The organism is Kocuria sp., from assembly GCF_030530945.1.
Classification (GTDB): domain Bacteria; phylum Actinomycetota; class Actinomycetes; order Actinomycetales; family Micrococcaceae; genus Kocuria.
In genome coordinates, this window is sequence record NZ_JAUMTZ010000008.1 from 1 (window position 1) to 20,891 (window position 20,891).

The following is a 20,891-nucleotide window of genomic DNA, read 5'->3' on the forward strand; positions in this document are numbered from 1 at the left end:
TGACAAACAACACACCACATCCAGGCGCCCCTCACAGGACCACCACGATCGGTTGTCAGACCAGACCGTCTCCGGCTGATCACATCTTGTGGTCGCTCGCGGTCTTCACCGTTCCGGCTTCTTCCCGAAGCGACTCAGTAATCTTAGTTCCTGTCTCTTCGGCGTGTCAACTTGACTTCTCAAGCTGCCCGCGCCGTTCGAACGGGAACCAGGTAACCATAGCATGAACAAGGTCCGAACTTTCGGGCTGATCTTTGCCGGTCACCCTCGCGGCCTGCCACCTTCTCGGTGGCCCGCCGCGACGACTCGGAACACACTACACACGAGCCGGGAACGGCGCAAAGACCGCTCCCGGCTCGGGTGGCACGCGTGGATCGCATGGGCTGACTTACCCCGCCCTCCCTCAACCACCACCTGGCTCAAGGCCGGGCGGGGAGGTACTCGTCAGGCGGTGACGGTGACCGCCGCGAGGTTCTTCTTGCCCCGCCGGATAAGCGCGAAGCGACCGTGGAGCAGATCCGCGGCACTGAGCTCCGCATCCTCACCGGCGATCTTGCGGTTGTTGACCGACACCCCACCCTCCTTGAGAGTGCGCCGCGCAGCGGACTTCGACTCGGAGAGACCCGTGGCCACCAGCAGGTCCACCACGTCGAACGACGTGGCCGCCGGTACCTCCGTGCCGGGAAGTGCCTGAGCGACAGCCGCGAGCGTGGCCTCGTCCAGTTCCTCGAAGGAACCCCTGCCGAACACGGCGGCGGACGCTTCCGCCGCCTGCCGGGTGGCCGCCTCCCCATGGACGAGGGTGTTGACGTCCTCCGCCAGCACGCGCTGCGCCTGCCTGCGGTGCGGTTCCTCCTCCGTGAGCCGCCCCAGCTCTGCGATCTCCTCACGCGTGCGGAAGGTGAAGACCTTGAGCCGGTCCACCACGTCTGCATCGGCGGTGTTGAGCCAGAACTGGTAGAACGCGTACGGCGAGGTCAGCTCGGGATCCAGCCAGACGGCGTTGCCCTCCGACTTGCCGAACTTGGTCCCGTCCGAGTTGGTGATCAGCGGCGTGCCGATGGCGTGGACCGCCGCGCCCTCCGTCTTGCGCACGAGGTCCGTGCCGGAGGTGAGGTTTCCCCACTGGTCCGAACCACCGGTCTGGAGCACGCAGTTGTACTGGCGGTAGAGGTTCAGGAAGTCCAGGCCCTGCAGGATCTGGTAGCTGAACTCGGTGTAGGAGATCCCCTCCTCCGAGTTCAGGCGCTTGGCCACGATGTCCTTCTTGACCATGGTGCCCACGCGGAAGTTCTTGCCGATGTCCCGGAGGAAGTCGATGGCGGACAGCTGCGAGGTCCAGTCCAGGTTGTTGACCATCCGGGCGGGGTTGGCCCCTTCGAAGGAGAGGAAGCGCTCCACCTGCTCGCGCAGCAGGTCCACCCACTTCGCCACGGTCTCCCGGGGGTTGAGAACGCGCTCGGTGCTCTGGCGGGGGTCCCCGATCAGACCGGTGGAGCCGCCCACCAGGCCGATGGGGTGGTGGCCGGCGAGCTGGAGCCGGCGCAGTAGCAGCAGCTGCACCAGGTGCCCCAGGTGCAACGAGGACGCAGTGGGGTCGAAGCCGCAGTAGTAGGTGATGGGCTCACCGTCCAGCGCACGCTGCAACGCCTCCGGATCCGTGGAGACCTGGACCAGGCCCCGCCAGTTCAGCTCCTCCCACAGGGAGGAGAAGGACGGATCGTTGTGCTGGGCGCTGAGATCGGTGGTTGACACGCGCACCAATTTATCAGGCCGGTTCGCCGTCCAGGCCGTCCTGGACCGCCAGCCCTGCGGGCATGCCGTGGGCCGCCACCAGGTGCAGTCGCTGCGTGGGCCGGGTCATGGCCACGTAGAGGTTGCCCGCGCCGCCGGCGGGGTTCGCGGCCACCTCGGCGGGCTCCACCACCACCACGGAGTCGAACTCCAGACCCTTGGCGTCCCAGGGGGTGAGGACCATGATCCTGCGGTCCAGACTGCGCATTCCCGCCGCGACCAGGCCGGGGAACGCGCGGTCCAGCGCGGACCCGACCTCGCCGATGCGACGCCCCGGGCACACCACTCCCACGAGTCCTCCGGCCAGCCGGTCCAGCTCCCCGCCCACGCGGGCGACGACCTCGGCCACCGCCTCCGCGTCCGTGCCGACGACGGCGAGCGCGGGCGGCTCCCCGTCCCGCACGGCCGTGGGGTCCGAGACGCTGAGGCCCGCCGCGCGCGCGACCCGCACGGCGGCGTCGGCGATGGGCTGCGGCGTGCGGTAGTTGACGGTGAGCTCCTCGACCTCGAAGCGCTCCCCCACGAACGGCTCGAGCGCCTCACGCCAGGTGCGGGACGCACCGGCGTTGCCCGCCTGCGCGATGTCCCCCACCACGGTGAACGACTTCATGGGGCACCGGCGCATGAGCACGCGCCACTGCATGGCAGAGAGCTCCTGCGCCTCGTCCACCACCACGTGCCCGTACGCCCACGTGCGGTCCGACGACGCCGCCTCCGCCGCCGTCATGCGGTGCGGCGCCTCCGCGTTGAACGCCGTGAGCTGCTCGACCGTGACCACGCCCTGCGCCCCGATGTCCTCGAAACCCTCGGCCATGGCCTCCAGGGCCTTCTGCGCCGACTCCTGGGCCTTGCGCTCCTCCAGGTTGCGGTCCCCGCGCACCTTGATCCCGGCGGACTCGAAGTCACCCAGCAGCTCGGCGGCCTCGTCCAGCAGGGCGACGTCCGCCACGGTGAGCGGGGCGTCGACGGGCCGCAGGAGGCGGGCCACCTGGGCGTCGTCGAGCTCGGGCGCGGCGGAGCGCAGGTACCGCTCCTTGCCGAAGAGCTGGGAGACCAGCTGCTGCGGTGTGAGCGGCAGCCACAGGAGGTTGAGAGCCACCCGCACCTCGCGCGACTGACGGAGGTCCTCCTTGAGGTACGAGCGGTCCATGGTGGAGCCGGCCTTCTCGTTCAGCTCCTCCCCCAGCTTCTGGGCGAGCTCCTTGATGACCACCTTCACGAACGTCTCACGGGCCTCGTTGTGCGGCTTGCCCGTGGCGCGGGCCCGCTCGCGGGCTCGGCGGACCAGGGAGCGCGAGAGCTTGACCCTGTGGCCGTCCACCGTGAGCCACTGCGAGCGCTCCGGGACCTTCTGCCGGTCCGCGACCGCGCGGGCCACGACGTCCACCATGTGCAGCCCGGACTTCCAGCGGGTGACCCATGGATCCGTCTCCACGGCGCCGTGCACACCCGGGTAGAGGTCCGCGAGCGAGGACATGACCACCCCCGTCTCCCCGAGCGCGGGCAGGACCCGTTCGATGTACCAGAGGAAGGAGGACGAGGGCCCCACGATGAGCACCCCGGACTTCGCGAGCCGCTCACGGTGCTCGTAGAGCAGGAAGGCGGCACGGTGCAGGGCCACGGCGGTCTTGCCCGTGCCGGGTCCGCCCTGGACCACGCGCACGCCGGAGAGCGGGGCGCGGATGATGCGGTCCTGCTCGGCCTGGATGGTGGCGACGATGTCGGTCATGCGCCCGGTGCGCTCGGAGTTCAGCGCGGCGATCAGCGCGCCCTCGCCGTGGACCACGTCCGCGTCCGTGACGGCCTCGGGATCGAAGACGTCGTCCTCGAGGGCCGTGACCTCCCGCCCGTCCATGATCAGGTGGCGCCTGCGCACGAGGTCCATGGGAGTGGCGGCGGTCGCCTGGTAGAACGCGGCGGCCTCACGGGCACGCCAGTCCAGCACGAGCCGCCGGTGGTCCTCGGTGGCCAGCCCGAGCCGCCCCACGTAGTGGCGCTCGTCGCCCCGGGTGTCCAGGCGGCCGAACACGAGGCGCTCGTCCACGGAGTTCAGCTGCGCCAGGCGGTCCTCGTAGTGGGTGGCGAAGGCGTCACGCTCGGAGCGCGCCTGGTGGCCACCCCCGAACTGGGTGGTCCTGACCCTGCTCAGCTCACGGTCGCTGAGCGCTCGCAGCTCGTCCAGCCGGGCGTAGGCCCCGGCCACGTAGCGCCGCTCCAGCTCGAGCTGCCGGGACACTCCCACGGATGCGGAATCCTCCACGCACTTCACCTCATGCACACTGCCGACGGAGCCGGTCGCTCAACCGGCGATCGACCATCCTACCGGCCGCCCGGGACAGGCGGGTGCCTCAGACGCGCAGCAGCGCGCGGATCCGGTGCCCGCCCAGCTGGGCACGGCCCCGCAGCGCGGTGAGCTCCATGATCACGCCGAAGCCGGTGACGTTGTACCCGCCGCGGGTCAGCAGGGACGCGGCCGCCCCCAGGGTGCCGCCGGTGGCGAGGACGTCGTCCAGCACGAGCACGCGCGAACCCCGGGGGGCGTCGTCCGTGTGGATCTCCAGAGTCCCGGTCCCGTACTCCAGCGCGTAGGACTGCGAGATGGTCTCGCGAGGCAGCTTCCCGGCCTTGCGCACGGGGATGATGCCCGCGCCGGAGGCGTAGGCGACGGCCGCGGCGATCATGAAGCCCCGCGCCTCCACACCGGCCACGCAGTCGTACTGGCCGTCGAAGGCGTCCACGAGGGCGTCCACGGTGCGCCGGAAGCCCGGCCCGTCCGCGAAGAGCGGTGTGAGGTCACGGAACAGCACCCCCGGTTCGGGGTGGTCGGGGATCTTGGCGCACAACCGGTCGATCATCTGTTCCACGGATTCAGTCACCCACCCATGGTATCCGCCGCGCCACGAGCCGGGCTCCGCGGCGCTACCGCGTGCGACGCCGCTTCACGGCCGCCCTGCGGTACGGCGAGACCGTGGGCTCCCCGCACAGCGCGAAGCGCCACGGGAACGCGTCCGTGCCGCCCTCCCCCGAGACACCGGTGCGCGGGGTCGCGAGCAGCTCTTTCGGGGCCTGCTCCGCCAGCACCAGACCCGTCCAGGGTGCGGGCCCCCGCGCCGCGACCTCCTCGCGTGCCCGGGCCACCGGATCGGGTGCGGTCCCGAGGTCGGCGAGCGCGGCGCCGTCGTCCCCCCGGTCCAGGCCGAGGGCCTGCGCGAGGTTGCCGGGACCGCGCGCCAGGGCCGCGGCGGTGGGTTCCGAGCTGCGGTGCGCGAGCCGACGGCGCACGGCCGCCTCGGCGCCCAGCACCACCTCGCCCGAGCGCAGCAGGATCCCCCCGCCCGTGCCCTCGGGCCGGCACACGAAGTTCACCGCGTGGTGCAGCCCGTAGGTGAAGTAGACGTAGAGGTGGCCCGGCGGGCCGAACATGGAGGCGTTGCGCGCCGTGCGGCCCCGGTAGGTGTGCGCGCCGGGGTCCGGGAGGTCCGAGTCCGCCGGCCCGCCGTAGGCCTCCACCTCCGTGAGGCGCAGCGCCACCGTGCCCCCGGGCCGGTTGCAGACCAGCACGGCCCCGAGGAGCCGGGGAGCGACGTCGGGCGCGGGGGCCAGGAGCAGCTCCGTCAGGGGTGCCGTCACGAGACGACGGGCTCGCGGTCCGCGAAGGCGCGCACCTCCGCGAGCCGGTCCTCGAGCTCCTCCAGCTGACGGGCGACGGCCTCGGGGGCGGTGCCGCCCTGGGAGCTGCGGGAGGCCAGCGAACCGGCCACGGTGAGCACCTCGCGCACCCCCGGCGTGAGGTGGGCCGAGATGGCGGCGAACTGCTCGTCGGTGAGGTCCCACAGCTCGATCCCCCGCTCCTCGCAGACCCGCACGGCCTCGCCCGAGATCTCGTGCGCCTCGCGGAAGGGCACGCCCTGGCGAACGAGCCACTCGGCCACGTCCGTGGCGAGCGCGAAGCCCTGCGGGGCGAGCTCGGCCAGGCGCTCCGTGTGGAACTGCAGGGTGGCCATCATCCCCGCCACGGCGGGCAGCAGCACCTCGAGCTGGTCGATCGCGTCGAAGACCGGCTCCTTGTCCTCCTGCAGGTCCCGGTTGTACGCGAGCGGCAGTCCCTTGAGCGTGGCGAGCAGGCCCGTGAGGTCCCCGATGAGCCGACCCGCCTTGCCGCGCGCGAGCTCCGCGACGTCCGGGTTCTTCTTCTGGGGCATGATCGAGGAGCCCGTGGAGAAGGCGTCGTCCAGGGTGACGAACGAGAACTCCTTGGTGGCCCACGTGGTCACCTCCTCGCTCATGCGGGAGACGTCCACCGCGGCCATCGCGCACACCCACGCGAACTCGGCGTAGACGTCGCGGGACGCGGTGCCGTCGATCGAGTTGAACACCGCCGAGTCGAAGCCGAGCTCCGCCGCCACCGCGTTCGGGTCCAGGCACAGGGAGGAGCCGGCGAGCGCGCCGGAGCCGTACGGCGAGACCGCTGCACGCCGGTCCCAGTCCACGAACCGCTGCACGTCCCGCAGCACCGCCCACGCGTGCGCGAGCAGGTGGTGGGACAGCAGCACGGGCTGCGCGTGCTGGAGGTGGGTCCGCCCCGGCATGGGGGCGTCCGGGTGCCGGCGCGCCTGGGCCACGAGCGCGGCCACGACCTCCAGCAGGTTGCGGGCGATGACCGAGGCGTGGTCGCGCAGGTACATGCGGCCCAGCGTGGCGATCTGGTCGTTGCGGGAGCGGCCCGCGCGCAGCTTCCCGCCCAACTGGGCACCGGCGCGCTCGATGAGTCCGCGCTCGAGGCACCCGTGGACGTCCTCGTCCGACGGTGCGGGCGCGTAGGCTCCGCTGCGCACGTCCGCCTCAAGGCGGTCCAGGGCGTCCAGCATGCCCGCGAGCTCGGTCTCGTCCAGCAGCCCCGCGGTGTGCAGGACCCTCGCGTGGGCGCGGGAACCCGCGATGTCGTACGGCGCGAGCCGCCAGTCGAACTGGGTGGAGCGGCTCAGCTCCGCGAGCGCGTCCGCCGGTCCCCCGGCGAAGCGGCCGCCCCAGAGGGCACCCTCGTTGGTTCCGTGCTGTGCGTGCTGGGCCATGGTGCTCCTCGGTGACGTGTGCTGGGTGGTGCGCGCGGCCGGTGACGACGGCGCCCGGCGCAGTGGACGGCCGGGCCCCAGTCTAGGAGCCCGGCCGTCGTGGTCCGCCGCGGGGGCGGTGTGGCCGCGGTGCGCCGCAGCCGTGGGTGCTCAGTTCCCGGCGAGCCCCTGCTCCCGGCGGGAGGCGACCTTCGAGGACATCCCGAACAGCTCGATGAAGCCGCGGGCGTTGGACTGGTCGAAGGAGTCCCCCTCGTCATAGGTGGCGAGGTTGAAGTCGTACAGCCCGGTGTCCGAGCGCCGCCCGGTGACGGTGGCCCGCCCGGCGTGCAGCTCCATGCGGATGTCGCCGTTGACGTAGGTCTGGGTGTCCTCGATGAAGACGTCCAGGGACTTCTTCAGCGGGGAGAACCACTGGCCGTCGTACACGAGCTCGGTCCAGCGCTGGCCCACGGTCCGCTTGAAGCGTGCCTGCTCGCGCTCGATCGTGACGTTCTCCAGCTCCCGGTGCGCGGCGATCAGGGCCATGGCACCCGGGGCCTCGTAGATCTCGCGGGACTTGATGCCCACGAGCCGGTCCTCCACGATGTCGATCCGGCCCACGCCCTGGGCGCCCGCGCGGCGGTTCATCTCCTGGATGGCCTGCAGCGGGGTCACGGGGGCGCCGTCCAGCGCCACGGGGACGCCCTTCTCGAACGTGATCACGACCTCGTCCGCGGCGGGCGGGAACGTGGGGTCGTCGGTGTAGTCGTAGACGTCCTTGGTGGGCCCGTTCCAGATGTTCTCCAGGAAGCCGGTCTCCACGGCGCGACCCCACACGTTCTGGTCGATCGAGAAGGGGTTCTTCTTGGTGGTCACGATGGGAAGGTCGTTCTTCTCCGCGTAGGAGATGGCCTTCTCCCGGGTCAGCGCGAGGTCCCGGACCGGTGCGATGCACTTGAGGTCCGGGCCGAGCGTCTGGATGCCCACCTCGAAGCGGACCTGGTCGTTGCCCTTGCCCGTGCAGCCGTGCGCCACGGTGGTGGCGCCGAACTGCTGCGCGGCCGCCACCAGGTGCTTGACGATCACCGGGCGGGACACCGCCGAGACGAGAGGGTACGAGTCCATGTAGAGGCCGTTGGCCTTGAGCGCGGGCATGCAGTACTCGCTCGCGAACTCGTCCCGCGCGTCCGCCACGTATGCCTCCACGGCACCGCAGTCCAGCGCGCGCTGGCGGATGGTCTCCAGATCCTCCCCGCCCTGCCCGACGTCCACCGCCACGGCGATGACCTCGGCACCGGTGGCCTCACCGATCCAGCCGATGGCCACGGACGTGTCCAGTCCGCCCGAGTAGGCCAATACAACGCGATCACTCACGGCGCTCTCCTCACACACTGCTCAACGACGACACTGCCTGCGCGGGTCGTGCCCGCGCCTCATGCATGACTATACACAACTGTCAGTATTTATGCATCGAGGGTGAGCTCGCGCTTGAGGATCTTGCCCGTGGGCCCCTTGGGCAGCTCGTCCACCAGGCGGTAGATGCGGGGGTACTTGTACTTGGCCACCCGCTCCTGCACGAAGGCGTCCAGCTCTCGCGTGAGCTCCTCCCGGTCCCGGGAGTCCAGCACACCCGACTCGAAGACGACGACGGCGCCCACCTCCTCACCGTGCTTCTCGCTCGGTGCGCCCACCACGGCGGCCTCCACCACGCCCGGGAACTGGTAGATGACCTCCTCGATCTCCCGCGGGTACACGTTGTACCCGCCGCGCAGGATCATGTCCTTCTTGCGGTCCACGATGAAGAAGGCGCCGTCCTCGTCCTGGCGCGCCATGTCACCGGTGTGGAACCAGCCGCCGCGCATGGCCTCCTCCGTGGCCTCCGGCTTGTTCCAGTACCCCTTCATGACGTACTGCCCGCGCACCACGAGCTCCCCGACCTCACCCGTGGGCACCTCACGGTCCTCGCCGTCCACGACCCGCAGCTCGGCGCCGCGCACGGCCGTGCCGATCGAGCCGGGCTTGCGCGGCGTCCCGGGCTGGTTGAAACACACCACCGGGGACGTCTCCGACAGGCCGTAGCCCTCGAAGACCGTGGTGTGGAAAACCTTCTCGAACGTGGCCATGACCTCCACGGGCATGGCGGACCCGCCCGAGACACCGGCTCGCAGATCGATCCCCGCCGCGGCGTCCTCCCCCCTGCCCACCTGGTGCAGCAGGGCCACGTACATGGTGGGCACACCCGCGAAGATGTTCACGCGGTCCCGGCGCAGGACCTCCAGCGCCTCGGCCGGGTGGAAGCGCGGCAGCAGAGTGACCGCGGCACCGCGGCCCACCACCCCGTTGAGGGCCACGGTCTGGCCGAACACGTGGAAGAACGGCAGCCCGCCGAACATCACGTCCCCGTTCTTCAGGTCGAACAGCTCACCGGCGATCTCCGCGTTGGTGCGCAGGTTGCTGTGGGTCAGCTCCGCCCCCTTGGGACGCCCCGTGGTCCCGGAGGTGTAGAGCAGCACCGCCGTGTCCGAGTCCTGGCGCTCGGCCACCTCGGTGCGCGGCTCGACGGACTGCAGGTGCTCCACCGTGCCGCGGGCACTGATGGGCAGCACGCTCAGGCCCTCGACGTCCGCCGCGGCCCGGCGACTGGCCTCCGCCATGTCCTCCCACGCGAGCACGAACGAGACACCCGCGTCCTGGAAGTGGTAGCTCAGCTCGCGGGGGGTCAGCAGCGGGTTCAGCGGCACCACGATGCCCCCGGCGCGCAGCACGGCGTAGTAGAGCACGGCCATGTGCGGCACGTTCGGCAGCACCAGGGCCACACGGTCCCCCGGACGGATGCCGTTGGATGCGAGCAGCGCACAGGCCCGGGCGGAGAGGTCGTCCAGCTGCGCGTAGCTCAGGTGGAGATCGCCCAGGATGACAGCGGGGTCCGAGCCGTACTTCGCGGCCGACGAGGTGAGCAGGGTGGCCAGGTTGGTCATGGGTCCTCCGGGAGAAGTGTGAGTTCTACCACGTGATACTGCCCGTATCGGATATCCCAGTCAAACGTCCCGGCGGGCCCCGGCGGAGCGTGGGAGACTGGAGGGCGCCCGTCCGCGCGCCCCCACCGCGGGACCCGGATCGGCGCCCTCTCACCCCGCATCCGGGCCACGGGAGCGTGGCCCACACGTGTCGAAGGACGTTCCGTGACCAATCCGCAGCACGAAGCCCAGACCCCCCGGTTCACCGACGAGGAGCTCGCCTACGTGGCCTCCCTGTTCGACGCCGCCCGCAGCGGCGACACGCAGCTGTTGAGCTCCGCGATCGACGCCGGCGTGCCGGTGAACCTCACCAACGACAGGGGCGACACCCTGCTGAACCTCGCCGCGTACCTGGAGCAGGAGGAGACGGTGGCCATGCTGCTGGCCCGGGGGGCGGACACCGAGCGCGTGAGCGACATGGGCTTCACCGCGCTGGTCTGCGCCGTGTTCCGCGGCAACGAGACGATCACCCGCGCCCTGCTGGAGGCGGGCGCCGGGCAGGCGAGCGGCCACCAGCACGCGCAGGACGTGGCCCGGGTCTTCGGGCGGGAGCACCTGCTGCCCCTGCTCGAGGAGTACGAGGCGCGTCAGGCCTGACGCCCGGGCCGCTCAGCGGGCGAGGTCGAGGAACCGCCGGGCGAGCTCCTCGCCGCCCCGCGGATCGCGGCTGACCACCATGATGGTGTCGTCCCCGGCAATGGTCCCCAGGATCTCGGGGGTGACCGAGCGGTCGATCGCGGAGGCGAAGTACTGGGCGGCTCCCGGCGGTGTCCGCAGGATCACGAGGTTCGCGCTGCCCTCGGCCGTGACCAGCAGCTCCCGGCACAGGGCCGCGAGCTTGGCCTCCGAGCTCTCGCTCGTGATTCCGCTCGCCGGGGACCTGTCCGCCCCGGCCCGGGGCATCGCGTAGACTGTTCCACCGCGCGCGGAGCGCACCCGGACGGCCTCCAGCTCCACGAGGTCCCGGGACAGCGTGGCCTGCGTCACCTGGATGCCGTCCGCGGCGAGCAGCTCCGCGAGCTCCGCCTGCGAGTGGACGTCTCCACCGGTCACGAGCTCCAGGATCCGCGCCTGCCGGGCCGTCTTGGTGGTGGGGATGCCGCTCACCGGGTCTCCTCCCTCCGCAGGGCGGCGGGCAGATCCGCGGAGAGCCCCGAGGAGTCCAGCAGGAACGTGAGCAGGGCCTTCTGGGCGTGCAGCCGGTTCTCGGCCTCGTCCCACACCAGGGAGGCGGGCCCGTCGATGACCTCCGCGGCGACCTCCAGGCCGCGGTACGCCGGCAGGCAGTGCAGGAACACCGCGTGCTCCGCCGCGAGCGCCATGGCGTCGGCGGTCACGGCGTAGGGCCGGAAGATCTCCGCGCGCTCGGCCTTCTCGGCCTCCTGCCCCATGGACACCCAGGTGTCGGTGACGACGGCGTCCGCACCCGCGAGCGCCTCCGGGGCGTCCGCGGTGACCAGCACGGAGCCGCCCGTGCGCGCGGCGCGCTCGCGGGCCGCGCGCACCACGTCCTCCCTGGGCAGGTACCCCTGCGGTCCTGCCACGCGCACGTGCATCCCTGCGGTGGCGCACCCCAGCAGGTAGGAGTTCGCCATGTTGTTGGCGGCGTCCCCCACGTAGGTGAGGGTGCGCCCGGCCAGCTCCCCGAAGTGCTCGCGCAGCGTGAGCAGGTCCGCGAGGATCTGGCACGGGTGGTAGTCGTCGGACAGGGCGTTGACCACGGGCACCGTGCTGTGCTCGGCCATCTCCTCGAGCCCGGACTGCGCGTAGGTGCGCCACACCACGGCGGCCAGCATCCGGGAGAGCACGCGCGCGCTGTCCGCGACGCTCTCCTTGTGCCCCAGCTGGGACTCGCCGGGGTTGATGATCAGCGGGTTGCCGCCGAGGTCCGCCACGCCGGTGGCGAAGGACACCCGGGTGCGTGTGGAGGTCTTGTCGAAGACGACGCCCACCGTGCGGGGCCCGGCCAGCGGACGGCGTGAGAACCTGTCCGCCTTCAGGGCGAGGGCGAGGTCCAGCACCTCCGCCTGCTCCTCGGGGGTGAGATCGGTGTCGACCAGGAAGTGACGCAGCACGCGGGGTTCTCCTTCGGTGGCGGGGCCGGTTTCGGCGGGAACGGACGGTGGACAGGGTGGGTGGGCTCAGGTGGCCTGGACCTCGGACAGCAGCCCCGGCAGTGCCGCGGTGAAGGTGTCGGTCTCCTGCGCGGTGATGATCAGCGGCGGGGCGAGCCGCACGGTCGCGGGGCCGGTGGCGTTGACGATGAACCCCGCGCGGCGGGCGGCGGCCACGAGACGCGGGGCCACGGCGTCGTCGGGGTCGCGCTGGACGAGGTCCACGCCGAGCAGCAGCCCGTGCTGGCGCACCCCGGTGACCCCGGGGACCTCGCGCAGCTGCCCGGCGAGCCGGGAGCCGACCCGGCGCGCGTTGCCGAGCAGGTCCTCGTCCCGGATGGTCGTGACGGTGGCGAGCGCCGCCGCCATGGCCAGGGGGTTGCCGCCGAACGTGGTGCCGTGCTGGCCGGCGGTGAGCAGTCCCGAGACCTCGGGGCCCGCGGTGAGCAGCGCTCCCACCGGGAAGCCGCCGCCGAGGCCCTTGGCCAGGGTCACCGCGTCCGGGAACTCCCCGGCCGGCAGCTGCGCGGTGGCAGCGAGCCAGGCGCCGGTGCGGCCCATCCCGGACTGCACCTCGTCCACGACCAGCAGAGCGCCGCGCTCACGGGTCAGCTGCCGGGCGCGGGCGAGGAAGCCCTCCGGCAGCCCGCGCACGCCGGCCTCCCCCTGGACGGGTTCCACGAAGACGGCGGACACGGTGTCGTCCAGGGCGGCGTCGAGCGCCTCGACCGTGGCCGGGACGTGAGAGACGCCTGCGGGCAGCGGCTCGAAGGGCTCACGGTAGGCGGGCTTGGCCGTGAGCGCGAGGGAGCCCATGGTGCGGCCGTGGAACGCGTTTTCCAGGGCGATCACGCGCTCGCGCGGGCGGCCGCGGGAGTCGGGGTGGGCGAGGCCGTGGCGGCGCGCCAGCTTGAACGCCGCCTCGTTCGCCTCGGAGCCCGAGTTGGCGAAGAACACGTGCGAGCCCTCCGGGGCACCCGTGACCTCCGTGAGCAGCCGGGCGAGCTCCACGCCCCCGGGGGACGTGAACAGGTTCGAGATGTGCGCGAGCGTGCCCGCCTGCTCCGAGACCGCACGCACCCAGGCCGGGTGGGCGTGGCCCAGGGCGTTGACCGCGATGCCCGCCAGCAGGTCCAGGTAGCGGGTGCCGTTCGCGTCCGTGACGTGGCACCCCTCCCCCGAGACGAGCACGAGCGCGGGGTCCCCGAACACCCCCAGCAGGTTCTCCCGGTACTGCTGCAGCAGATCGTCCTGGTGGCTCATGCGTCCTCTCCGTCCGGTGTGACTTCCGTGCCGATGCCCGTGTCAGTGAAGATCTCCAGCAGCGACGAGTGCGGCGAGCGCCCGTCCACGATGCTCGCGCGCGGCACGCCGCCCTCCACGGCGCGCAGGGCCGCGCGCATCTTGGGGATCATCCCCGATTCCAGCGTGGGGAGCATCTCCCGCAGCTCGGACGCGCTGAGCGAGGAGATCAGCGAGAACCGGTCCGGCCAGTCCGCGTAGAGACCCTCCACGTCCGTGAGGGCCACGAACTTCTCCGCCCCCAGGGCCACCGCGACCTCCGCGGCCGCGGTGTCCGCGTTCACGTTGAGCACCTGGCCCGTGAGCGCACCCGGGCCGGCGGCGGCGTCCTCCTCCGGGTCCACGAGCTCCGGGGCGATCGAGGCGATCACGGGGATCTTGCCGATGTCCAGCAGCTGTTCCACCGCGGCCGTGTTGACCCGCGTGACCGTGCCCACCAGACCCAGGTCCAGCGGGGCGCCGTCCGAACCGGTGCGCACGCGCCGGGCCTGCAGCAGCCCGGCGTCCTCCCCGGACATGCCCACCGCGTACGGGCCGTGGGCATTGAGCAGTCCCACGAGCTCCCGGCCCACCTGGCCCGTGAGCACCATGCGGATCACGGTCATGGCCTCCTCGGAGGTCACGCGCAGCCCGTCCCGGAACTCGGAGGCGATGCCCAGGGAGTCGAGCATGGTGCTGATCTGGGGGCCGCCGCCGTGGACCACCACGGGACGGATGCCCACGTGGCGCAGGAAGACGATGTCCTCCGCGAACGCCCGGCGCAGCTCGTCGCTGACCATGGCGTTGCCGCCGTACTTGAAGACCATGGTGGATCCCGCGTAGCGCTGGATCCACGGGAGGGCCTCCATGAGGGTCTCCGCCTTGGCGCGGGCGGTCCGGTACCTGGTGTCGTCGCTGAGTCGTGTCATGGTGGGGCGCGCTAGCTCGAGTAGGCGCTGTTCTCCTCGACGTAGTCGTGGGTGAGGTCGTTGGTCCACACGGTGGCCCGCTGGTCCCCGGTCTTCAGGTCGACCACGATGTCCACGGCGCGCGACGCCGCCAGGTCCACGCCCTCGCGCGGGTCGCCGATGCTGCCGTTGCGGCACACCGTCACCCCGTTGATGGTGACGTCCAGGCGGTCCGGGTCGAACTGGGCGCGGGTGGTGCCCACCGCGGAGAGCACCCGGCCCCAGTTCGGGTCGTTGCCGTAGACCGCGGTCTTGAGCAGGTTGGAGCGGGCCACCGTGCGCGAGACCTCCTCGGCCTCGGTCTCGGTGGCCGCCCCCACGGTGGTGACGGCGATGTCGTGGGACGCGCCCTCCGCGTCCGTGATCAGCTGCTGCGCGAGGCTGTGGCAGACCGCGGTCAGCGCACGGGTGAACTCCGCCTGCCCGGGCACGCGCCCGGACGCCCCGGAGGCCATGAGCACCACGGTGTCGTTGGTGGACATGCAGCCGTCCGAGTCCGTGCGGTTGAAGGTGACCCGGCAGGCCTCCCGCAGTGCCGCGGACAGGGCGTCCCCGGTCAGCAGCGCGTCCGTGGTGAGCACCACGAGCATGGTAGCCAGCCCCGGGGCGAGCATTCCCGCGCCCTTGGCCATGCCGCCCACGGTCCACCCGGAACCAGTGGCGCACGCCTGCTTGGGCACCGTGTCCGTGGTCATGATGGCCTCCGCCGCCCGCAGCCCGGCGTCCCGGCCCGGGCCGAGCTGCGCGACGACGGCCGGCACGCCCGCGCGCACCGCGTCCATGGGCAGCTGCTCACCGATCAGCCCGGTGGAGCACACGACGACCTCCCCTGCTCCGACGCCCAGGCCCTGCGCCACGAGCTCGGCGGTGGTGTGGGTGTTCTGGAAGCCCTGCGGCCCCGTGCACGCGTTGGCGCCACCGGAGTTCAGGACCACGGCGCGCGCCGTGCCCTGCCGGAGGACCTCGCGGGACCAGTGCACCGGGGCGGCCGCCACGCGGTTGGAGGTGAACTGCGCCGCGGCGGCGTGCTCCGGGCCGTTGTTCACCACGAGGGCGAGATCGGCACCGCCGGACGCCTTGAACCCGGCCGCCACACCGGCCGCGGTGAAGCCCGCGGCGGCGCACACACCGGCGGCCGTGGAGACGGTCACGGCGTCGTCCGGGGCCGCGGAACCCGCACCGGCGTCCGGGTGCGTGCCGAGGGGCCCGGCACCGGTCGGGTCGAGTGGGTGGGACTCTGTCATGACTGCTCCTGATCCGTGTCTCTTCCTGATGCGCACGGCCCCCCGGGGCGCGCCACGCCGCTCACGGGGCCACGCCCTGAGCCGTGAGGCCCGTGGTCTCGGGCAGCCCCAGAGCCAGGTTCAGCGACTGCACCGCGGCACCCGCCGTGCCCTTGGTGAGGTTGTCGATGACGGTGCTGACCACGAGCCGCCCGGCGTGCGGGTCCACGGCCAGCTGCAGGGCCACGTGGTTGGACGCCTGCACCGCCTTGGTGGTGGGCCACTGCCCCTGCGGCAGCACGTGCACGAAGGGCTCGTCCGCGTAGGCGAGCTCGTACGCGGCGCGCACGCGGGCGTCGTCGACCCCGGGGCGCAGCACGGCCGTGGCCGTGGTGAGGATCCCGCGGGGCATGGGGGCCAGGGTGGGAGTGAACGAGACAGTGACGTCCTCGCCGCACGCGGCGGCGAGCCCCTGCTCGATCTCCGGGGTGTGGCGGTGGCCGCCGCCCACGCCGTACGGGGACATCCCGCCCATGGTCTCCGCGCCGAGCAGGTGCGGCTTCGGCGACTTGCCCGCCCCGGAGGTGCCTGAGGCGGAGACCACCACGATGTCCCGTGGCGACACGAGTCCCGCGGCCAGCGCCGGGGCCAGGGCCAGCAGGGAGCCCGTGGGGTAGCAGCCCGGCACCGCGACCCGGGTGGCCCCGCGCAGCGCGTCCCGCTGCTTGCGGCCCGCGGGGTCCACGACGAGCTCGGGCAGCCCGTACGGCCAGGAGCCGGCGTGCTCGGTGCCGTAGAAGCGCTCCCACGCGGCGGCCGAGCTCAGGCGGTGGTCCGCGCCGGCGTCGACCACCACGGTCTGCGGGGGCAGCTGGGCGGCCACGGCGGCGGACTCGCCGTGGGGCAGGGCCAGGAAGACGACGTCGTGGCCCGCGAGGTTCTCGGGCGTGGTCTCCACGACGGTCCGCTCCGCGAGCGCGTGCAGGTGGGGCTGCAGCCGCCCGAGGCGCTCCCCCGCGGTGGAGTGCCCGGTCACCGTGGTGATTTCGATGTCGGGGTGCCCGCACAGCAGGCGGAGCACCTCCCCGCCCGCGTACCCGGTGGCCCCGGAGATGGCTGCGCTGTAGGTCATGCCCCCACCATAGCGTATTTCTATGCACCGCACTCAATATTATTCATCATGCGTACCCGCACCTTGAAGGGGCGCACCCCGGGACGGGACACTGGAGGGAGCAGCCCGCCCGGACCCACGAAGGAGCTCCCCATGACCACGAGCATGCAGACCGTCACCGCCGCGCAGGCCGGCGGGCCGGAGGTGCTGCGCCCGGACGAGCGCGAGGTGCCCGCGCCGGGGCCCCACGAGGCAATGGTGCGCACCGTGGCCACGGGCGTGAACTTCATCGAGACCTACCAGCGCTCCGGCGTCTACCCCGTGGACTACCCGTTCACCCCGGGCGCGGAGGGGTGCGGGGAGGTCGTCGCCGTGGGTGAGGAGGTCACGGGAATGGCCCCCGGGCAGCTCGTGGCCACCGCCGAGGCGTCCCGCACCTACGCCGAGTACTTCACGGTGGACGCGGCGAAGCTGCTGCCCGTTCCGCCGGGCATGGACCCATGGATCGCCGCGGCCCTGCCCCTGCAGGGGCTCACCGCCCACTACCTGGTGCGCTCCACCGTGGCGCTGGGCCCCGGGGACACCGCGGTGGTCACCGCGGCCTCCGGCGGGGTGGGCGGCCTCGTGGTCCAGCTCGCCCGGCGCGCAGGGGCCACCGTGGTGGCGCTGACCTCCACACCGGAGAAGGCGGAGACCGCGCGCGGGCTCGGCGCGGACCACGTGCTGGGCTACGACGGCTTCGCGGCGCGGGTCCGGGAGCTCACCGACGGCGCCGGCGCTGACGTGGTCTACGACTCCGTGGGAGCCGCCACCTTCGACGAGTCCCTCGCGGCCACCAGCGTCCGCGGGACCACGGTGCTCTTCGGGGGCTCCTCGGGGCAGGTGCCGCCGTTCGACCTGCAACGGCTCAACAGCTCGGGCGCGCTGTACGTCACGCGCCCGTCCCTGGCCTACTACCTGCGCGACGCCGAGGAGCGCCGGTGGCGGTGGCGCGAGCTCACGGACGCGGTGGCCGACGGCGCCCTGACCGTCCGCGTGGGCGGCACCTACCCGCTCGCGGAGGCCTCCGCCGCCCACCGGGACCTGGAGTCCCGCGCCACGCAGGGCAAGCTGCTGCTCGTGCCCTGAGCGGAGGAGCTCACACGTCCGCGCGGACCCCGCCGCGGTGGACTCGCCGCACACCCCACACCGTGAGGCCGGCGCACACCAGCGCGCCGAGGGCCCAGCCCCCGGCGCGCAGCCGCTGGCCCGTGACGGTCTCCTGCGTGACCCCGTCCGCACCCCAGGTTCCGGGCTCGTCCGTCTCCACCACGGTGAGCTTGCCGTCCCGCACCGCGAGCAGCGCGTCCACCTCGTGGGGGAAGTCGGAGTCCTGGGCACCGGTCTGGGTGCCCCGGAAGGTGATCTGGTCCCCCGCCGCCTTCTTCACCGGGTCGTTGAGCCGGTTGTCGAAGGGGTACTTGCCCACGAGGTCGTTCTTGGGCATGGCGCCCGAGTAGATCCCGTTGTAGTCCCTGGTGTCCAGGTCGTTGGTGAGGGTCTGGTAGGTCCCGGAGACCACCATGGACTCCCCCGCCCACTCCTGCAGGTGCGAGGCCCTGGCAAAGGACAGCGCGGAGACCAGCCCCAGTGCCACGGTGGCCACCACCCCCACCAGCACCACGAGGACGATCGCCCAGCCCCTCGGGGCGGGGCCGCGTTCGTGCTGGTCCTCGGTGAAGGCGATCAGGTCTTCGGGGTTCTGCGTCACGGTGCTCCTCGGGGTGGGGGAAGGATCAGGAGCGGAGCTCGGCGCCGTGCTCCCGGTGGGCGGCGGCCACCGCGGCCTGGCGGGCCTCGGACGCCTCGTCCGCGGTGAGCGTGCGGTCCGGGGCGCGGAAGCGCAGGGCGATGGCCACGGACTTGCTGCCCTCGGGGATGCCCGTGCCGGAGTACACGTCGAACACCTCCGCGGTCTCCAGCAGCTCGCCGGCACCCCGGCGGACCGTCTCCAGCAGCCGCGCCGCCGGGACGTCCTCGGCCACGACCAGCGCCACGTCCTGCGTGGCCGCCGGGTAGCCGGAGATCGGCCGGGCGGCCACGGCGGCGCTCTCGTGGTCCAGCAGCGCGGAGAGGTCCAGCTCCACGGCGCACGTGCGCTCCGGCAGCCCCTGCGTCGCCACGAGCTTGGGGTGCAGCTCTCCGGCCACACCGATCACCGCACCGTCGGAGGTGCTCAGCTGCGCGGTGCGCCCGGGGTGGAACGCGGCGTGCTGGCCCTGGGTGACCCGCAGCTCCACACCCACGCTGCGCGCGGCCAGGTGGGCCACGTCCAGGGCGTCCTGCCAGTCCAGGGCGCGGGGGGTGACCCAGGGCCCGGGGACGGTGTCGTTGCCGGTGAGCACGGCCGCGAGCTTGCGCGGCTGGGCCGGGACGGCGGCGTCGAGCCGCTCCAGGTCCTGCTCCCCCGGACGCGCACCCAGCGGGGGAACGGGCTGGGTGTCCGGGGTGTGGCCGTCCGCGAGGAACACGTGACCGATCTCGTAGAGCGCGAGGTCCCGGAACCCGCGGGAGTGGTTGCGCCGCAGCACCTCCAGCAGCCCGGGCAGCACGCTGACGCGCAGCAGGGGCTGCGCCTCGCTGATGGGGTTGACGAGCCTGATCGACGGCACGTGGGAGCCGTCCGCGCTGCCCCAGAGGTCGTTGTCCGCCTGGGAGACGAACGGGTAGCTGAGCACCTCGGTGAGACCGGCCGCCGCCAGGGTGTTGGCCACGCGGCGGCGGGCCGCCTGCGAGCGCGTGAAGCCGCGCCCCGGGGGTGCCACCGGAAGGCGGTCGGGGATGCGGTCGTAGCCGTCCAGACGGGCGACCTCTTCGACCAGGTCCTCCTTGTCGGTGAGGTCCGGGCGCCAGGACGGCGGGGTCACGGTCCAGCCGTCGGCGGTCTCCGTGACCTCCGCGCCGATTGCCGCGAGAGTGCCCACGACGACCTCCGGGGAGTAGTCCACGCCCACGCGTGCCGCGGGGTACCCGGCCGGCAGCTCGATGCTGGCGGGGGCGGTCGTGTGGTCCACGTCCGTGACCCGTCCGGTGTCCGACCCGCCGGCCAGCTCCACGAGCAGGTCGACGACGCGCTGCGCGGCCACGGGGGCCAGCTGCGGGTCCACGCCACGCTCGTAGCGCTTGGACGCCTCCGAGGGCAGCTTGTGGCGGCGGGCGGTGCGGGCGATCGAGACCTCGTCGAAGCGCGCGGCCTCCACGAGGACACGTGTGGTGGAGCCGCCGACCTCGGTGGCCTCCCCGCCCATGACGCCGGCCAGCCCGATGGGACCGGACTCGTCGGTGATCAGCAGGTCCTCGGGGTCCAGGGCGCGGTCCTTGCCGTCCAGGGTGGTGAGGTGCTCCCCCTGACGGGCGCGGCGCACGGTGATCCCGCCGCGCAGTGTGTCCGCGTCGTAGGTGTGGATGGGCTGGCCGTACTCGAGCATCACGTAGTTGGAGATGTCCACGGGCAGGCTCACGGAGCGGATGCCCGCCAGGCGCAGCCGGGAGGCCAGCCACGGCGGGGTGGGGCGGGACGGGTCCACGCCCTCCACCACGCGCACCGCGAACCGGTTGCTCCCCGCACGTCCGCGGATGGGGGCGTCGTCCGCGATCGTGACCGGGAAGCCGTCCTGGGTGGGTGCGGGCACCGTGTGAGCAAGCTGCTCGACCGGGTCCGTGAAGGGCGCGCGCACGGCGTTGCAGTACTCGCGGGCGATCCCGCGGATGGAGAACGCGTAGCCGCGGTCCGGGGTCACGTTGACCTCCGCGGCGGAGTCGTACAGTCCCAGCAGCTCCATGGCGTCGGAGCCCACCTCGGGGTCCAGGCCCAGGCGGGAGAGCACCAGGATGCCGTCGTGGTCCTCGCCGATGCCGAGCTCGCGCACGGAGGCGATCATGCCCGCGGAGGTGTGCCCGTAGGTCTTGCGCGCGGAGATGCGGAAGTCGCCGGGCAGCACGGCGCCGGGGAGGGTGACCACCACCTTGTCCCCCACGGAGAAGTTGTGGGCGCCGCAGATGATGCCCTGCACACCGGACGGGTCGATGCCCTTGCCCGTGAGCGTCTGCTCCCGGCCCTCGGGGACCACGCGCACTGAGCACCAGTTGACGGTCTTGCCGTTCGAGTGGGTCTCCGGCTCCATGGTGAGCACCTGGCCCACCACCACGGGCCCGGAGAGGGAGTCGGTGGGACGGTGGACGTCCTCCTCCTCCAGTCCCACCCGGACCAGGGTGGCCAGGACGTCCTCGGCGGTGGCGTCCTCGGGGACGGGCGCGTACTCGCGCAGCCATGACAGGGGAATACGCATG

The 20,891-nt window shown here is 72.4% G+C and carries 17 protein-coding genes; 2 read left to right on the forward strand and 15 right to left on the reverse strand.

Features of this window, described 5'->3' with window-relative positions; all coding sequences use genetic code 11:
• Positions 1-444: 444 nt before the first annotated feature.
• From tyrS to Q4A22_RS08250, 7 genes are all read right to left on the reverse strand, one after another.
• Positions 445-1,755: a tyrosine--tRNA ligase gene (gene tyrS / locus Q4A22_RS08220; RefSeq protein WP_303178462.1), complete on the reverse strand. Its 1,311-nt coding sequence runs from the start codon at positions 1,753-1,755 to the stop codon at positions 445-447.
• 13 nt (positions 1,756-1,768) lie between these two features.
• Positions 1,769-4,054: an AAA family ATPase gene (locus Q4A22_RS08225; RefSeq protein WP_368410624.1), complete on the reverse strand. Its 2,286-nt coding sequence runs from the start codon at positions 4,052-4,054 to the stop codon at positions 1,769-1,771.
• 88 nt (positions 4,055-4,142) lie between these two features.
• Positions 4,143-4,670: an adenine phosphoribosyltransferase gene (locus Q4A22_RS08230; protein ID WP_303178464.1), complete on the reverse strand. Its 528-nt coding sequence runs from the start codon at positions 4,668-4,670 to the stop codon at positions 4,143-4,145.
• Positions 4,671-4,713: 43 nt separating this feature from the next.
• On the reverse strand, positions 4,714-5,424 hold the full coding sequence (locus Q4A22_RS08235) for a DNA-3-methyladenine glycosylase (protein ID WP_303178465.1): 711 nt from the start codon (positions 5,422-5,424) through the stop codon (positions 4,714-4,716).
• Positions 5,421-6,866, reverse strand: coding sequence for an argininosuccinate lyase (argH, locus tag Q4A22_RS08240; RefSeq protein WP_303178466.1), 1,446 nt, complete (start codon positions 6,864-6,866; stop codon positions 5,421-5,423). Before argH ends, Q4A22_RS08235 begins: the two co-directional genes overlap by 4 nt.
• Before the next feature lie 150 nt (positions 6,867-7,016).
• Entirely contained in the window at positions 7,017-8,222 is a 1,206-nt protein-coding gene (locus Q4A22_RS08245; RefSeq protein WP_303178467.1) for an argininosuccinate synthase, read from the reverse strand.
• An 89-nt stretch (positions 8,223-8,311) separates the two neighbouring features.
• Positions 8,312-9,826: a long-chain fatty acid--CoA ligase gene (locus Q4A22_RS08250; protein WP_303178468.1), complete on the reverse strand. Its 1,515-nt coding sequence runs from the start codon at positions 9,824-9,826 to the stop codon at positions 8,312-8,314.
• 204 nt (positions 9,827-10,030) lie between these two features.
• Between Q4A22_RS08250 and Q4A22_RS08255 the strand changes: the two genes are divergently transcribed.
• Entirely contained in the window at positions 10,031-10,462 is a 432-nt protein-coding gene (locus tag Q4A22_RS08255) for an ankyrin repeat domain-containing protein (RefSeq protein WP_303178470.1), read from the forward strand.
• 12 nt (positions 10,463-10,474) lie between these two features.
• Here Q4A22_RS08255 and Q4A22_RS08260 read toward each other — a convergent pair whose 3' ends face one another.
• The 6 genes from Q4A22_RS08260 to argC form a co-directional block, all read right to left on the reverse strand.
• Positions 10,475-10,972, reverse strand: a complete 498-nt coding sequence (locus Q4A22_RS08260) for an arginine repressor (protein WP_303178472.1) — start codon at positions 10,970-10,972, stop codon at positions 10,475-10,477.
• Entirely contained in the window at positions 10,969-11,940 is a 972-nt protein-coding gene (gene argF / locus Q4A22_RS08265; protein ID WP_303178473.1) for an ornithine carbamoyltransferase, read from the reverse strand. The genes Q4A22_RS08260 and argF overlap by 4 nt, the downstream gene beginning before the upstream one ends.
• Before the next feature lie 66 nt (positions 11,941-12,006).
• Positions 12,007-13,242: an acetylornithine transaminase gene (locus Q4A22_RS08270; protein WP_303178474.1), complete on the reverse strand. Its 1,236-nt coding sequence runs from the start codon at positions 13,240-13,242 to the stop codon at positions 12,007-12,009.
• The gene (argB, locus tag Q4A22_RS08275) at positions 13,239-14,189 is read right to left on the reverse strand and encodes an acetylglutamate kinase (protein ID WP_303178475.1); all 951 of its coding nucleotides are present in this window, start codon (positions 14,187-14,189) and stop codon (positions 13,239-13,241) included. Before argB ends, Q4A22_RS08270 begins: the two co-directional genes overlap by 4 nt.
• Positions 14,190-14,200: 11 nt before the next feature.
• Positions 14,201-15,472, reverse strand: a complete 1,272-nt coding sequence (gene argJ / locus Q4A22_RS08280) for a bifunctional glutamate N-acetyltransferase/amino-acid acetyltransferase ArgJ (protein WP_303178477.1) — start codon at positions 15,470-15,472, stop codon at positions 14,201-14,203.
• 61 nt (positions 15,473-15,533) lie between these two features.
• Positions 15,534-16,583 (reverse strand): N-acetyl-gamma-glutamyl-phosphate reductase, encoded by a 1,050-nt coding sequence (gene argC / locus Q4A22_RS08285; protein WP_303178479.1) that lies wholly within the window; start codon positions 16,581-16,583, stop codon positions 15,534-15,536.
• A gap of 132 nt (positions 16,584-16,715) precedes the next feature.
• Between argC and Q4A22_RS08290 the strand changes: the two genes are divergently transcribed.
• The gene (locus Q4A22_RS08290; RefSeq protein WP_303178481.1) at positions 16,716-17,690 is read left to right on the forward strand and encodes a quinone oxidoreductase; all 975 of its coding nucleotides are present in this window, start codon (positions 16,716-16,718) and stop codon (positions 17,688-17,690) included.
• A 10-nt stretch (positions 17,691-17,700) separates the two neighbouring features.
• Here the strand turns inward: Q4A22_RS08290 and Q4A22_RS08295 are convergent, their stop codons facing one another.
• Together Q4A22_RS08295 and pheT are read right to left on the reverse strand one after the other, a co-directional pair.
• Positions 17,701-18,312: a hypothetical protein gene (locus Q4A22_RS08295; RefSeq protein ID WP_303178482.1), complete on the reverse strand. Its 612-nt coding sequence runs from the start codon at positions 18,310-18,312 to the stop codon at positions 17,701-17,703.
• Positions 18,313-18,337: 25 nt separating this feature from the next.
• Positions 18,338-20,890 (reverse strand): phenylalanine--tRNA ligase subunit beta, encoded by a 2,553-nt coding sequence (gene pheT / locus Q4A22_RS08300; protein WP_303178483.1) that lies wholly within the window; start codon positions 20,888-20,890, stop codon positions 18,338-18,340.
• Between the last annotated feature and the right edge of the window lies 1 nt (position 20,891).

Coding starts and splice junctions, on each gene's coding strand:
- argH (WP_303178466.1), bottom strand. CDS start 6,866: ATGGCCCAGCACGCACAGCACGGAACCAACGAGGGTGCCCTCTGGGGC.
- Q4A22_RS08250 (WP_303178468.1), bottom strand. CDS start 9,826: ATGACCAACCTGGCCACCCTGCTCACCTCGTCGGCCGCGAAGTACGGC.
- Q4A22_RS08270 (WP_303178474.1), bottom strand. CDS start 13,242: ATGAGCCACCAGGACGATCTGCTGCAGCAGTACCGGGAGAACCTGCTG.
- argB (WP_303178475.1), bottom strand. CDS start 14,189: ATGACACGACTCAGCGACGACACCAGGTACCGGACCGCCCGCGCCAAG.
- argJ (WP_303178477.1), bottom strand. CDS start 15,472: ATGACAGAGTCCCACCCACTCGACCCGACCGGTGCCGGGCCCCTCGGC.
- argC (WP_303178479.1), bottom strand. CDS start 16,583: ATGACCTACAGCGCAGCCATCTCCGGGGCCACCGGGTACGCGGGCGGG.
- Q4A22_RS08290 (WP_303178481.1), top strand. CDS start 16,716: ATGACCACGAGCATGCAGACCGTCACCGCCGCGCAGGCCGGCGGGCCG.
- pheT (WP_303178483.1), bottom strand. CDS start 20,890: ATGCGTATTCCCCTGTCATGGCTGCGCGAGTACGCGCCCGTCCCCGAG.